The organism is Streptacidiphilus jiangxiensis (assembly GCF_900109465.1).
Taxonomy (GTDB): domain Bacteria; phylum Actinomycetota; class Actinomycetes; order Streptomycetales; family Streptomycetaceae; genus Streptacidiphilus; species Streptacidiphilus jiangxiensis.
In genome coordinates this window covers 143,407-156,899 of the sequence record NZ_FOAZ01000003.1, presented here as the reverse complement: position 1 = coordinate 156,899, position 13,493 = coordinate 143,407, and the positions used below count along the sequence as shown (strand labels likewise).

13 protein-coding genes and 1 pseudogene are annotated in these 13,493 nt (G+C 71.9%); 13 read left to right on the top strand and 1 reads right to left on the bottom strand.

What is annotated here, in order from left to right; genetic code table 11:
- Nucleotides 1-56 precede the first annotated feature (56 nt).
- The 13 genes and pseudogenes from BMY61_RS07020 to BMY61_RS06960 all read left to right on the top strand — a co-directional run bounded on the left by BMY61_RS07020 (nt 57) and on the right by BMY61_RS06960 (nt 12,116).
- The gene (locus tag BMY61_RS07020) at nt 57-944 is read left to right on the top strand and encodes an LLM class flavin-dependent oxidoreductase (RefSeq protein ID WP_042454154.1); all 888 of its coding nucleotides are present in this window, start codon (nt 57-59) and stop codon (nt 942-944) included.
- 266 nt (nt 945-1,210) lie between these two features.
- Complete coding sequence (locus BMY61_RS07015) at nt 1,211-1,990, top strand: hypothetical protein (RefSeq protein WP_042454156.1); 780 nt, start codon at nt 1,211-1,213, stop codon at nt 1,988-1,990.
- Between the two features lie 53 nt (nt 1,991-2,043).
- On the top strand, nt 2,044-2,886 hold the full coding sequence (locus tag BMY61_RS07010; RefSeq protein WP_143094211.1) for a hypothetical protein: 843 nt from the start codon (nt 2,044-2,046) through the stop codon (nt 2,884-2,886).
- Nucleotides 2,883-3,689: a hypothetical protein gene (locus BMY61_RS07005; RefSeq protein ID WP_042454158.1), complete on the top strand. Its 807-nt coding sequence runs from the start codon at nt 2,883-2,885 to the stop codon at nt 3,687-3,689. Before BMY61_RS07010 ends, BMY61_RS07005 begins: the two co-directional genes overlap by 4 nt.
- Nucleotides 3,686-5,107: a hypothetical protein gene (locus tag BMY61_RS07000; RefSeq protein WP_075003789.1), complete on the top strand. Its 1,422-nt coding sequence runs from the start codon at nt 3,686-3,688 to the stop codon at nt 5,105-5,107. The genes BMY61_RS07005 and BMY61_RS07000 overlap by 4 nt, the downstream gene beginning before the upstream one ends.
- A 211-nt stretch (nt 5,108-5,318) precedes the next feature.
- Nucleotides 5,319-6,014, top strand: coding sequence for a hypothetical protein (locus BMY61_RS06995; RefSeq protein WP_143094209.1), 696 nt, complete (start codon nt 5,319-5,321; stop codon nt 6,012-6,014).
- Nucleotides 6,015-6,033: 19 nt separating this feature from the next.
- On the top strand, nt 6,034-6,882 hold the full coding sequence (locus tag BMY61_RS06990; RefSeq protein WP_075003787.1) for a hypothetical protein: 849 nt from the start codon (nt 6,034-6,036) through the stop codon (nt 6,880-6,882).
- Nucleotides 6,879-7,637, top strand: coding sequence for a hypothetical protein (locus tag BMY61_RS06985; protein WP_042454168.1), 759 nt, complete (start codon nt 6,879-6,881; stop codon nt 7,635-7,637). The genes BMY61_RS06990 and BMY61_RS06985 overlap by 4 nt, the downstream gene beginning before the upstream one ends.
- Nucleotides 7,634-8,482: a hypothetical protein gene (locus BMY61_RS44795; RefSeq protein WP_052439118.1), complete on the top strand. Its 849-nt coding sequence runs from the start codon at nt 7,634-7,636 to the stop codon at nt 8,480-8,482. The genes BMY61_RS06985 and BMY61_RS44795 overlap by 4 nt, the downstream gene beginning before the upstream one ends.
- A gap of 121 nt (nt 8,483-8,603) precedes the next feature.
- Nucleotides 8,604-9,554: an ABC transporter ATP-binding protein gene (locus BMY61_RS06975; protein ID WP_042454170.1), complete on the top strand. Its 951-nt coding sequence runs from the start codon at nt 8,604-8,606 to the stop codon at nt 9,552-9,554.
- Entirely contained in the window at nt 9,547-10,440 is an 894-nt protein-coding gene (locus tag BMY61_RS06970) for an ABC transporter permease (protein WP_042454171.1), read from the top strand. Before BMY61_RS06975 ends, BMY61_RS06970 begins: the two co-directional genes overlap by 8 nt.
- A gap of 77 nt (nt 10,441-10,517) precedes the next feature.
- A pseudogene (locus BMY61_RS06965) lies at nt 10,518-11,372 on the top strand (ABC transporter ATP-binding protein); the annotation flags it as partial.
- A gap of 27 nt (nt 11,373-11,399) precedes the next feature.
- A complete protein-coding gene (locus BMY61_RS06960; protein ID WP_042454176.1) occupies nt 11,400-12,116 on the top strand; it encodes an ABC transporter permease in 717 nt (238 codons plus the stop codon).
- On the opposite strand, the gene BMY61_RS06955 is transcribed toward BMY61_RS06960, so the two are convergent.
- Nucleotides 12,085-13,464, bottom strand: coding sequence for a glycosyltransferase 87 family protein (locus BMY61_RS06955; RefSeq protein WP_052439119.1), 1,380 nt, complete (start codon nt 13,462-13,464; stop codon nt 12,085-12,087). The two genes, BMY61_RS06960 and BMY61_RS06955, sit on opposite strands and share 32 nt — an antisense overlap.
- Nucleotides 13,465-13,493: the final 29 nt, after the last annotated feature.

The window sequence follows — 13,493 nt, the reverse complement described above, 5'->3', positions numbered from 1 at the left end:
TCCCGGGAGCAGTCAGATCCAGGGTGCGTTGCGCGTTCTCGCGTAGGGTCGACGGTATGCGTCTGAGCACGGTGATCCTCCCCATCCACCGGTGGAGCGAGGGACAGAAGATCTGGCAGCGGGCCGAGGAACTCGGTTTCCACGCCGCCTACACCTACGACCACCTCACCTGGCGGTCCTTCCAGGACGATCCCTGGTTCGGCGCGGTGCCGACGTTGACGGCCGCTGCCTGCGCGACCGAGCGGCTGCGGCTGGGCACGCTGGTCACCTCGCCGAACTTCCGGCACCCGGTGACGCTGGCCAAGGAGCTGATGACCCTCGACGACATCTCGCAGGGCCGGATCACCGTCGGCATCGGGGTCGGTGGGACGGGCTTCGACGCCACCGCGTTCGGCCAGGAGCCGTGGGGCGCGCGCGAGCGGGCGGACCGGTTCGACGAGTTCCTGCCGCTGCTGGACAAGCTGCTGACGCAGGAGGCCACCACGGAGGAGGGGCGCTTCTACTCCGCCGTCGAGGCCCGTGGGATCCCCGGTTGCGTCCAGGAGCCGCGCGTCCCGTTCTACGTCGCGGCCACCGGCCCGCGCGGGCTGAAGCTCGCTGCCGAGTACGGCCAGGGCTGGGTCACCTACGGCGACCCGCGCGGCCCCGGCGACGTGCCCGTCAACCAGGCCCCCGCGGTGATCGAGGCGCAGCTCGCCAAGCTGCAGGCGGCCTGTGCGGCCCAGGGCCGTGACGCCGCCGATCTGAACAAGGTGCTGCTGCAGGGCTCGACCGCAGAGAAGCCGCTCGCCTCCCTGGACGCCTTCGTCGAGTGGGCGGGCACCTACCGCGACCTCGGCATCGACGAACTGGTCGTCCACTGGCCGGTGCCGGACTCGATCTTCGAGAACGACCTCGCCGTCTTCGAGCGGATCGCCACCGAGGGCCTCGCCCAGCTCGGCTGACGCGCTGTCGATCCGTGCCCCCGGGTGGGACGCATGTGCCGTGATATTCGGACTTTCCGGGAATTCCGCCAGGGTCGGAAGCGTCTCCCGGGGGCAATCGGAGAGGTAATCAGCAGTGTGATCGATCCGCAGGTATCGATCGCATAAAGAACTTTGGAATTACCTGTGGATCACGGCATACTCGCAGCTCGCAGGCCTGGTTGAGGCCTCCGGTCCGCACCGGTCGCCACCCTGCATCGAATAGTGCGCGCTGTGGGGGAATTGTCGTGAATCCCGAATACCCGGGTACGCCCGAGCCTGCTCCGCGCCGTCGTGCCGGAACGGTCGCGCTGGCGGTCGCCGGGTGGCTCGTCCTCGCAGCCGCGACCGCCGGGGCGGTCGTGGCGGTCGGCAGCGGCGGCTCCCCGCGCACCGTCGCCGACCCGGCCGCGAGCCCGAGTGCCGCGCGCCCCACCGGCGGTGCGAAGGCGTCGGTGACGCCCTCGCCCTCGCCGACCACGGCGAGCCCGACGCCGAGCCCCTCGGCGACCGTCAAGGGCAGCGTCAGCGGCAACACCCACAGCGGCGACCTGCGCTACTTCCTGCTGCCCGTCCCCGACGGCGACCAGGTCGAGGGCGACCCGAACGGCGTCGCGCAGAGCCTCGGTGACGTCGCCAAGGAGATGGACAACCCCAGCACCAGCCGCAGGATCCTGAACGACCTCGGCTGTCAGGGCGGCGCCTACCGCAGCTTCGTCACCAACGACGGCGTGTGGACCGTCACCGTGCACCTCATCCACTTCGACGGCTCCGGCCACGCCTCCGACTGGGTCTCCGGGCTGACCTTCGCCAACGGGCACTCCTTCCACGTCTCGGGCATCTCCGACGCGACGGGCCAGTCGATCGACCCCAGCAGCTCCAACGGCGGGAACGGACTGCTCATCGGTGTCTCGCACGTCGGCGACGTGGAGTACGAGGTCGACGTCACCGGTGCCGGATCCCCGAGCCGCTCGCTGCTCACGCAGCTGATGCAGCGCCAGGAACAGCGCCTCACCACCGGCGTGTGAGCCCCCACGCCGCCGACGCTGCCGCCGCCGCAGCGACCGCACCAGGAGAAGACGTGACGACGACACCCGAGCCGGGGCCCACGGCGCCCTTTCCGGCGCAGCCGCAGCCACTGCTGCCGCAGCCGCCGCAGGCAGAGGCAGTGGACGGGCCACCGCAGGAGCAGCCGGGCCGCGTGCGTCGGCGCTGGTCCCGCGGCCGCCTCGCGCTGCTCATCGGCGGTGCCGCGGTGCTCGGTGTGCTGGGAGGTGGCGGCATCGGCTACGACATCCAGGCGGGACGCCCGCCGACGCCGCTGCCGCCACTGGCCGGCGACCGGCTGCACTACCCGCTCGCGCACGCCACCGCCTCGCCCGCGCCGCTGCCCGCGAACCAGGACGACGCCGTGCGGACCGACGGCGACCTGACGGCGTTGCTCGTGCCCGCGCCCTCCGGCAGCAAGCCGTGGGAGCAGCCGGACACACCCGACGGCTGGCTGTCCCCGGCCGGCTTCGCCGTGGGCTACAAGAAGCCCGACAGCGAGTTCCGCTGGCTGCTGGAGAACGGCTTCCGCCGCGCCGCCGAGGCCGAGTGGATCCAGGGAGACACCAGCTACCAGGTCGTCCTGACGCAGTTCCAGAAGCAACACGAGGCCAACGCGGCCACGGAGCTGACGGCCCAGCAGGGCTATGCGAAGTCGTTCTGCGGCGGGGACCAGGTCACCGTTCCCGGCACCGCGGCCGGCGTCGTCTACGCCGGCACGAACTCCCACACCGACTCCGGCGGCAACAGCTACTACCAGGGCCGCGGGTTCGTCCAGCACGGCGACATCCTCGTCGAGGTCTACGCCACGGGCCCCGGTCAGATCTCCGCGTCGTCCGTCATGTCCGTCCTCCAGAGCCAGTTGGAGCGCCTGTGAACGCCGAGGCCGTCCCGCAGCCCCAGGCCGCGCCGGGACCGCAGCCGGGGCCGCAGCCGGACGGCTCCGCGCCGCGTCGGAGCCGCCGGTTCACCGCCGGGGCGGTCGCCTTCGTCCTGTCCGCGGTCGCCGTCGGAGGTGTGACGGGCGGCCTGATCCTGGCCGCGCGTGCGGCCTCCGCTCCGGCCCGGTCCACGACGTCGGCGCAGGCGCCGCAGGCCGCGCCCACGTTCGGCGTCGAGGCGGACGGCAGCCACTTCGGCCCGCTGGACCAACTGCTGCTGCCCGTTCCCGGCACCGACGCCCCCGGCGCGGACGTGGCCGACTTCGGCAACGACACCGTGCTGACCCCGGACCGCTACGCGGCCCTGTTCCAGCGCGAGTTCCGCTTCCTCAGCAGCGGCGCGCGGTCCTCGCTCCAGTCGGAGCTTGGCCTGTCGGAGGTCAAGGGCTACGCCCTGCGCACCTACGCGGACGGGGACGACGGCCTCTTCATCCAGATCACCCTGATCCAGGAGAACGCCGCGCACGTCGGCGGGCTCCAGCAGGGCCTGAAGACCCTCGACTCGGCCACCTCCGGGCTGCGCGCCGGCCCGCAGGTGTCGGGCTTCCCGCACGCCCACTGCTACCAGCCGGCCGACCCGTACGGCTCCTCGCTCGACCTGATGCGCTGCGACGACGTCGAGGGCGACCTCCTGGTCAGCATGCAGGTCGACGGCGTCAGCCCGCTCGCCCAGTCCGCGGCGGCGGACTTCTTCCGCAACCAACTGTCCCGACTCGCGACCCCGGCGGCCCAGGTATGACGACCTCCGAAGCCCCCCAGCCCGACCCGTCGACCCCGGAACCCGTCCCCGTTCCGACGGACGCGGTGCCGGCGGACGAGGCGGTGGCCACGCCCGAGCCTGAGCGCGGTGCCGTGCCGCAGGACGCGGTCCCGGCGGATGCAGTGCCGGCGGTCGCCGCCGCGCAGTCGGCCGAGGCGGCGGCCACGCCCGAGGCCGGGACCGTGTCCGAGCCCGATGCCGTGCCCACGTCGGAGGCGGTGCCCGTGCCGCAGGATGCGGTCCCGGCGGATGCAGTGCCGGCGGTCGCCGCCGCGCAGCCGGCCGAGGCGGCGGCCACGCCCGAGGCCGAGGTCGGGACCGAGCCCGAGCCTGTGCCCGTGCCCACGTCAGCGCCCGCGTCGCGGGACGCGGTCCCGGGCGTTGCGCCGGATCCGCGACTGCTGATGGCCCGTGAGGCGGAGCCGGTCACTGAGCCGGCGGCGGAGGAGCCGGCCGTCGCCGCAGGCGCGCCCGAGCCCACGCTCGTCCTTGCGGCGGCCGAGCCGGCCCCAGCGGCTCCTGCCGCGCCCGCGCCGCCGTTGCCGCTGGGGATGGTGCCGCCGCAGCCGGGGGTGCCGCACCCCTACGGCGAGGCGGTCGCCCCGGCGGCGCAGGCGCCGACGTACTGGGCGCTGCCGCCGCAGTACGCGCCGAAGGTGCGCAAGGAGCGGCCGTGGCTGCGGACGTTCGGGCGCTGGGCCACGGCCGTCGGCGTGCTGGCGGTCGTCGGGTCGGTGACGGCCGCCCTGGTGGCCGCGCCGGCGCGGACGGACATTCCGGGGCTGAAGACGCCGACGGACGGTCGCTGGTCCTTCCCGGCGCTGACCCTGCCGACGCTGCCGCCGGGCAACGGTCCGAGCGATGCGTCCGCCGAGCACGTGCACCGCGTGGACCTGCGGTCCCTGCTGCTGCCCGCGCCGGCCGGCGCCACCGTCGAGGCCGGGCTGCCCGGAGCCGGCGGCTGGTACCCGACCAGCAGCCTGCTGGGCCTGTTCGCCTCGTCGGGCCTCGTCCAGATCAAGAACGCCCTGCAGGACGCGGGTCTCCGACACGTCGCCGCGACCGGCTGGACCATGCCGGACGGCACGCACACCGAGATCTACCTGCAGCAGTTCCGCTCGTCCGCCACGGCGACCCAGGCGGACACGGCCGAGAGCATCAGCGGTTACCTGAGCGCGGCGCCCGACGCCGTCTCGGGTGGCGCCGGCGATCTCGGCAGCCTGTCGTCGGCCACTGTCCGCTCGGCCCTGGCCGCAAGTGGTCACCCGGCCGTGACGTACGCGTACTTGCCGATCGGCGACACCGAGCTTCTCGTCGTGATGAGCAACCCGAAGCGGGTGCCGGTGGTCGACTTCCAGCAGGTCATGTTGCTGGAGAACCGCCTGCTCACCGCCTGACCCAAGAGCGTTCCCCGGAGGAACCGTGGAATCCGAAGACGTGCCCGGCTCCGATGCTGTGGAGTCGGTGCCCGAGGTTGCGCCTGAGCCTGAGCCTGCGCCGATACCCGAGCCCGAGCCCGAGCCGGAGCCGGAGCCTGCGCCCGGGCCTGAGCCCGTGGACGCCTCCGTCTCCGCGCCGCGTGCGCGGCGGCGTGGCGTCACGATCGCCGTGGCTGCCACGGCGTGGCTCGCCATCGCCGGCGTGTCGGCGGCGATCGCCGCCAACACCGGCAGCGGCGGAGGCGGCGGCGCCGTCGCACAGGCGACGCCCAGCCCCGTCGTCTCCGTCTCGGCCGCGCCGACGCTGCCGTCGGCCGCCCCGACGACGCCCTCGCCCAGCCCGAGTTCCACCGTCAAGGGCTACGTCAGCGGCAGCAGCCACAGCGGCGACCTGCGCTTCTTCCTGTTGCCGGTCCCCGACACCGCCGAGGCGTACGGGGACACCGACGGCACCACGGAGTCGCTGTCCGACATCGCCAAGGAGATGGACAACTCCTCGACGAGCAAGAGCATCCTGCAGCAGCTCGGCTGCTCGGGCGGGGCCTACCGGATCTACCGGACGAACGACGGCCAGTACACGGTGACCGCGAAGCTCATCCACTTCGACAGCTCCGGCCACGCCGCTGACTGGGTGTCGGGGCTCACCTTCGGGCACGGCGACAGCTTCGACGTCTCCGGCATCTCCGACGCCAAGGGCCTGGCGATCAATCCGTCGGACAGCACCGGCGTCGGCACGTTGATGGGCATCTCGCACGTCGGCGACGTCGAGTACGAGATCGACGTCTCGGGGACCGGAAGCCTGGCCCACTCCCTGCTCACGCCGCTGATGCAGCGTGAGGAAAAGCTGCTCAGCACCGGCCGCTGACCACAGACCTGGAGGAAGAGTGAGCACTCCCCCGCCCGCCGAGCCGGGCCCGGAGGCAGCGGCCGAAGTCCCGGCGGTGACCGAACCGGCTCCCGAGCCCGTGACCGAACCCGACCTCGTGCCCGACCTCGTGCCCGAGCACGAGCCCGAGCCGAAGCCCCGGCCTCGCGGCCGGACCGCGAAGATCATGGCCGCCGCCGTGGTGCTCGGCGTCCTCGGCGGGGCCGGCACCGGCTACGCCGTGCAGGCCGCCCGGACGCCGACGCCGCTGCCGCCGCTGGCCGTCACCCAGCCAACCTACCCGTCCGCGCACCGCGTCGCGCCTGCGCTCACCGCCGCGCAGGACGACATGGTCAAGACCGACGGCGACCTGACCAAGCTGCTGGTGCCCATCCCCTCCGGTGCCAAGCCCTGGGATACCCCCGCGGGCAACGACGGCTGGCTCGACCTCTACAGCCTGTCCTCGGACTACACCAAGCCGGACGCGGAGATGAGGTACGAGCTCTCCCACGGCTTCCGTCGTGCCGCCGTGCAGACGTGGATGCAGGGCAGCGTCTCCTACGAGGTGGACGTGATCCAGTACCGCCACAACGACGAGACCGCGCCGAACCAGTTCGTGCTGGACGGGGAGAACTACGCGCGCCAGGACGCCGCGGCGCAACTGCAGATGCTCCCGCACACCGCCGGTCAGTACGGCGTGTACGCGGGCACCAAGGCGCTCACCCGCAGCGACGGGTCGACCTACTACCGCGGCTACGGCTTCGCCGCGCACGGGGACCTGTGCGTGCAGATCCTCGTCTTCTCGCCGAACCCCGTCGACGCCAAGCCGCTGATGACGGAGCTGCAGAACCAGATGGAGCGACTGTGACCGATGACCACGCCGTCGCCCCGGCGCCGCAGCGGCGGACGGGGCGCCTGCCCGGGCTCGTCGCGTTGGGCGCGGCCTTCGTCCTGTCCGCCGTCGGGGTCGGCACCGCCGTGGGCTACTACGGCCTGCGGGACAACCGTGCCGCTCAGCCGGTCGCCAAGGCGGCGGCCCACGCCGGGCCGGCCTACGGCGCCCACAGCGACGGGGACCACTTCGGCTCCCTCAGCGACCTGCTGCTCCCGCTTCCCGGCGGCTACGACTACGGTCCGGACGACGCGGACCTCGGTGACAACACGGTGCTGACGCACGACCAGTACGTGAAGAAGTTCAACAGCGACTTCGCGGTCCTCAGGACCTCCGAGCGCGACAAGCTCCGCACCGACCTCGATCTCGACCACGTCCTCGGCTACGCGCTGCGCACCTACACCGACGGCAACGCCCTCGTGGTCGAGGTCAGCCTGGTGCAGGAGAACCAGCAGACGGCCAAGTCCATGGCGACCCTGGGCAAGTTCCTGGCCGACAGCACCGGCGCCTTCCGGGCCGGACCGAGCATCCCCGGCCACCCGGAGGCCCACTGCTACCTGTTGCCGGCGTCTCCGAACGACCCGCTGGACCAGATGGACTGCGACGACTACGTCGGCGACATGCTGGTCCACGTCGACGCCTACGGTCCGGCCCCGCTCGACCAGCAGTCGGTGGCGAGCCTGCTGGAACTGCAACTGTCCCGACTCGCGATCCCGGCGGCCCAGATATGAGCGACGACGACCAGATCGACCATGCGCCCGTCGCCGACCCGACCGAGCCGACGCCGGAGCCCACCGCCGAGCCGAAGGCGCGGCGTTCGTTCCTGCGGCCCGGACCGCGCGGGCGGACCGTCGCGCGCTGGAGCATCGCGACGGTGCTGTGCCTGGGGCTCGGCGCGGCGACGGCGGTCGCGGTCATGGCCCCGAGGCGCACCGACATCCCGGGGCTGGCGACGGCGGCGGACGGCCGCTACACCTACCCGACGCTGCAACTGCCCCAGCTCCCGCCGGGCGCGGTCGGTCCGTCGGCCGGCGGTGCGCCGAGCGGGGCGCCCGGTGGGACGGTGCCGCACGCCGCGGACGTGCGGCAACTGCTGCTGCCGCACCCGGTCGGCGCGGTCACCGATTCCACCCTCCCCGGCGCTCGCGGGTTCGTGCCCCTCGGTGACTTCGCCAAGCTGTTCACCAGCCCTGACGACCTGGCCGAGGTGCTGGGCGAGAACGGGGCCCGGCACGTCGCGGCCACCGGCTGGCGGATGCCGGACGGTACGCACGTCACCGTCTACCTCCTCGCCTTCCGCAGCGGTGTCACCAGCCAGGCGGCCTTCAACAGCGAGATGGGCATGTACCTGGCCGCCGCGCCGCAGCTCGACCTGTCCACCACGGACTCCTCGGTGCCGCTGGCCGTCGCCGACACGGCGAGCCGACCGGCCGGGAAGGACGGCCCCGCCCTGCGCGTGACGGTCTTCTCCGACGCGGACATCAACGGTCTGCTGGTGATGACCAACCCGAAGGCGGTCAACCCGGTCGACTTCAAGCAGGCGCTGACCCTGCAGATGGAGCTCCTGGGCGGGTGACCCTGATGCCGTGGGGGTGGATCCCCTAGGGGAAACACCCCCGCGCATACATCCCAGGGCTAGGGAAAAGTCAGCCGCCAACCTGATGTGACGGGGGCCACTGGGTGACTAGGGTCGTCCTGTGGCAGTCATCACTACGGATAACCTCACCAAGAGGTTCCCCCGGGTCACCGCTCTGGACCACCTCTCCGTCGAGGTGCAGCCCGGAGTGGTCGGTCTGGTCGGGGCGAACGGCGCGGGTAAGTCCACTCTGATCAAGATTCTGCTGGGGCTCGCCCCGGCCACGGAGGGCTCCGCCCGCGTGCTCGGGCTCGACGTCGCCACCCAGGGCGGCGCGATCCGTGAGCACGTCGGGTACATGCCCGAGCACGACTGTCTCCCGCCGGACGTGTCCGCCACGGAGTTCGTCGTCCACATGGCCCGGATGTCGGGGTTGCCCGCCACCGCCGCGCGCGAGCGCACCGCGGACATCCTGCGCCACGTCGGCCTGTACGAGGAGCGCTACCGCCCGATCGGCACGTACTCCACGGGCATGAAGCAGCGCGTCAAGTTGGCGCAGGCCCTCGTGCACGACCCGCAGCTGGTGCTGCTCGACGAGCCGACCAACGGGCTGGACCCGGTCGGCCGTGACGACATGCTGGAGCTGATCCGGCGGGTCCACCGCGAGTTCGGCATCTCCGTGCTGGTCACCTCGCACCTGCTCGGCGAGCTGGAGCGCACCTGCGACCACGTCGTCGTCATCGACGGAGGCAAGCTGCTGCGCAGCTCCTCCACCGCTGACCTGACGGCGGCCACCTCGCTGCTGGCCGTGGAGGTGACGGAGCGCCAGGGCGATCCGTCCTTCGACGCGGACGCGGCGCTGCTGGCCCGGCTGACGGAGGCCGGGCTGACGGTGACGGCCGACGGCGGCCACGTGCTGCTGGTCGAGCTGACGGGGGACGAGGTCTACGACGCCATCCGCGACGCGGTGGCGGAGCTGGGCGTCGGCCTGATCCGGCTGGAGCAGCGCCGGCACCACATCTCCGAGGTGTTCTCCGTGGACACCGTTGTCGAGGAGCCCGCCCATGTCTGAGACGCGTGTGCCGGACAACCGCCAGGACGTCATCCACGACATCGGCTACCGCCACTACGAGGGCCCGCGGCTGGGCATCGGCTACGCCACCCGCTCGCTGTACACCTCCAGCCTGCGCGGCGCGTTCGGTCTGGGCCGCTCCGGCAAGTCCAAGATCCTGCCGATGGCCATGGCTGTGATCATGGCGGTCCCCGCCCTGATCATCGTCGCGGTCTCGATCTACGTGAAGATGGGCAAGCTGCCCGTCGACTACCCGCAGTACCTCACCAACCTGCAGTTCGTCACGGCCGTCTTCACCGCCGCCCAGGCGCCGGTGCTGCTCTCGCGCGACCTGCGGTTCATGACGGTCCCGCTCTACTTCTCCCGCCCGCTGCGCTCCAGCGACTACGTGCGGGCCAAGTACGCGGCGATGGTCTCCGCCGTCTTCATCCTCACCCTGATGCCGATGCTGATCATGTGGATCGGCTCGATGCTGGGCTCGATGGACTTCGGCTACAACACCCAGCACTTCGCCTACGGCGTCGTCGCGGCCGCGTTCTACTCGCTCGTCTACGCCGGCCTCGGCCTGCTGATCGCCTCGCTCACGCCGCGCCGCGGCTTCGGCGTCGCCGCGATCATCGCGCTGTTCATGGTCTCGGCGGGCGTCTCCGGCGCGCTGCGCGGCGTCATGCACGTCACCGGCCACCAGGCTGCGTCGTTCTGGGTCGCCATGCTGAACCCCGGCTTCCTGATCGACTCCACCGTGTCGTGGATGTTCAACCTGCCGCTGCGCGGCAACGTCGCGGAGATGCCGACGACGATCGGCGGCATCGCGTTCCTCGTCGAGATCGCCGTCCTCGCCGCCGGCACCTTCTTCCTGCTCGTCCGCCGCTACCGGAAGATCTGAGGAGGCAGCACATGACCACCATCAGCATCGACCGGGCGTCCCGCTGGTTCGGCAACGTCGTCGCGGTCAACGACGTCTCCATGACGATCGAGCCCGGTGTGACGGGCCTGCTCGGCCCGAACGGCGCCGGCAAGTCCACCCTGATCCACATGATGAGCGGCTTCCTGCCGCCCTCCTCCGGCTCGGTCACCCTCGACGGCACGCCGATCTGGAAGAACCAGCAGGCCTACAAGCAGATCGGGCTGGTCCCCGAGCGCGAGGCCATGTACGACTTCCTCACCGGCTGGGATTTCGTCCTCGCCAACGCCGAGCTGCACGGCCTGCCCGATCCGGGCGCGGCGGCGCAGCGCGCGCTGGCCACGGTCGAGATGGAGTACGCGCAGGACCGGCAGGTCTCCACGTACTCCAAGGGCATGAAGCAGCGCGTGAAGATGGCCTCGGCCCTCGTCCACGACCCGGCCGTGCTGCTGCTGGACGAGCCCTTCAACGGCATGGACCCGCGCCAGCGGATGCAGCTGATGGAGCTGCTGCGCCGGTTCGGCGCGGAGGGCCGCACGGTGCTCTTCTCCTCGCACATCCTGGAGGAGGTCGAGCAGCTCGCCCGCCACATCGAGGTGATCGTGGCCGGCCGTCACGCCGCCTCCGGCGACTACCGCAAGATCCGCCGCCTGATGACGGACCGCCCGCACCGCTACACCGTCCGCTCCAGCGACGACCGTGCGCTGGCCGCGGCGCTGATCGCGGACCCGTCCACGGCCGGCATCGAGCTGGACTACAAGGAGCGGGCGCTGCAGATTCAGGCGATCGACTTCTACCGGTTCACCGAGTTGGTGCCGCGCGTCGCCAAGGAGGCAGGCATCCGCCTGCTGACCGTCTCCCCGGCCGACGAGTCGTTGGAGAGTGTCTTCTCCTACCTCGTCGCCGCCAAGTAGCCACGCTAGGGAAGGCCAAGACCTCTCATGAACGTCACCGTCGCCCGGCTGACCGCGCGCGGCCTGCTCGGCCGTCGCCGGGGCCTCCTCCTGCTGGCGCTCCCCGTCCTGCTGCTCGCGCTCTCCGCGCTGATCCGCGCCATCGCGGGCCAGGACGAGGGCACCGCCTCCAACATCCTCGGCGGCCTCGCCCTCGGCACGATGGTCCCGCTGGTCGGCCTCGTCGCCGGTACCGGGGCCATCGGCCCCGAGATCGACGACGGCTCGATCATCTACCTGCTGTCCAAGCCCCAGCCGCGGTGGAAGATCATCACCTCGAAGCTGGTCGTCGCGATCGGCTGCTCGGTCGTCTTCGCCGCGCTGCCGACGTACTTCGCCGGGCTGATCCTCTTCGGTACCTACCAGAACCTGACCCTCGGCTACACGGTCGCGGCACTGATCGCGGGCGTCGCCTACAGCGCGATCTTCCTGCTGCTGGGCGTGGTCTCCCGCCACGCCGTGGTCTGGGGCCTGATGTACGCCCTCCTGTGGGAGACGGTCGTCGGCGCGTACGTCCCGGGCGCGCAGACGCTGAGCGTGCACCAGTGGGCGCTGTCGATCGGCGAGAAGATCGCCTCCCCGGGTGTGATCAGCTCCTCCGTCCACCTCCCGACGGCGGTTCCGCTGTTGCTGGTGGCGTCGCTGGGCGGGGCGTGGCTCGCCTCCGCCCGCCTCACCCGGCTGACGTTGGCCGGCGAGGAGTGACCTCGGGGGCGCGGGGCTCCGCCCCGCGCCCCTGGATCCACAGCAACACGCCGAGGCTCGCCAGGAGCAGGACGCCGAGCAGCGGATACAGGTTTCCGACCACGAGCTGGAGGCCCGTCCAGCCGTTCTCGGCGTTGTTGTCGTACGGAACCGTCCACAGGAGGCCGGCCGGCAGCCTGACGGCGTGCGGCCCGCGGTCGGCGTGGGCGACGATCGGCCAGGCGAACCAGAGCAGGTACACCGCGAGGGCCGTCAGCCACGCCCACCAGGGTGCGCGCCGGCTGTGCAGCAGGTAGCCGCCGGCGGTGAGGAACACCGCGATCCAGACCCAGTGGTGCGACCAGGAGATGGGCGAGGCCAGCAGCCCCAGCAGCGCGGTGGCGGCGATGCCGAGCAGCTCCTCCCCGCGCCGGTACGCCCGCGCCGCCAGCGGGATCGCGATCGCGGCGGCGAGCAGCACGGCAGCCAGCCAGTACGGCTCGACTCCGCGCGCGTCGAGCCCGAGGGTGCGGGCCAGCACTCCCTGGAGTGACTGGTTGCCGACGTAGTTGATGCCGCCGACGCGGGAGGAGTCGGCGAAGAGGCCGTCGATCCAGTACCGGTGTGCCTCCTGCGGCAGCAGTACGAACCCGCCGACCACGGTGGCCACGAGCGTCCCGGTGGCGACGGCGGCGGCGCGCAGACGCCCCGTCACCAGCAGATGGACGATGAAGATCGCCGGGACCAGCTTGAAGCCGGCGGCGAGGCCGATACCGACGCCCTTGCTCCACCAGCGGTGCGGTTGGGCGAAGTCCACCAGCACGACCAGCATCAGGAAGACGTTGACCTGGCCGAACGACAGGTTCTGCTGGATCGGCTCGGTCCACAGCGCGAGCCCGGCGACGGTGAGCGCGGCGCCCAGGCGGCCGAGGCCGCGACGGTATCCGGCCAGCCCCCAGGCCACCCAGGTGGAGGCGACCAGTGCGGAGATGCTGCCGCAGGCGACCAGCCACTGCAGGCTGTGCTCGTCCAGGTGGGAGAGGGCCTTGAACACCCCGAGTGCGAACGGCGTGTAGGTGAACGGCAGTCCGAGACGGCCCAGGTGGTAGTCCAGGTCGTAGACGTCGTGGCTGTGGCGGGCCGTGGTGCCGCCCCAGTAGTACACGTGCAGATCGATGGGCGACCAGAGCCGCCCCGGGTGGGCCTGGACGACCCGGGCGTACTCCGTGAGCGCCGCACCGAACACGAGCAGGCCGAGCAGCAGCACCGCCGGAGTGAGGCGGCGGACCGGTCGGGCCACGGGCCCGGGCGCGGCCGCGGATATGCGGGCGGCGTCGACGAGTCTGCGGGCCGCGCTCATCAAGGTCATGCCTCAGCCTCGACCGGCGGCGCGCTTTC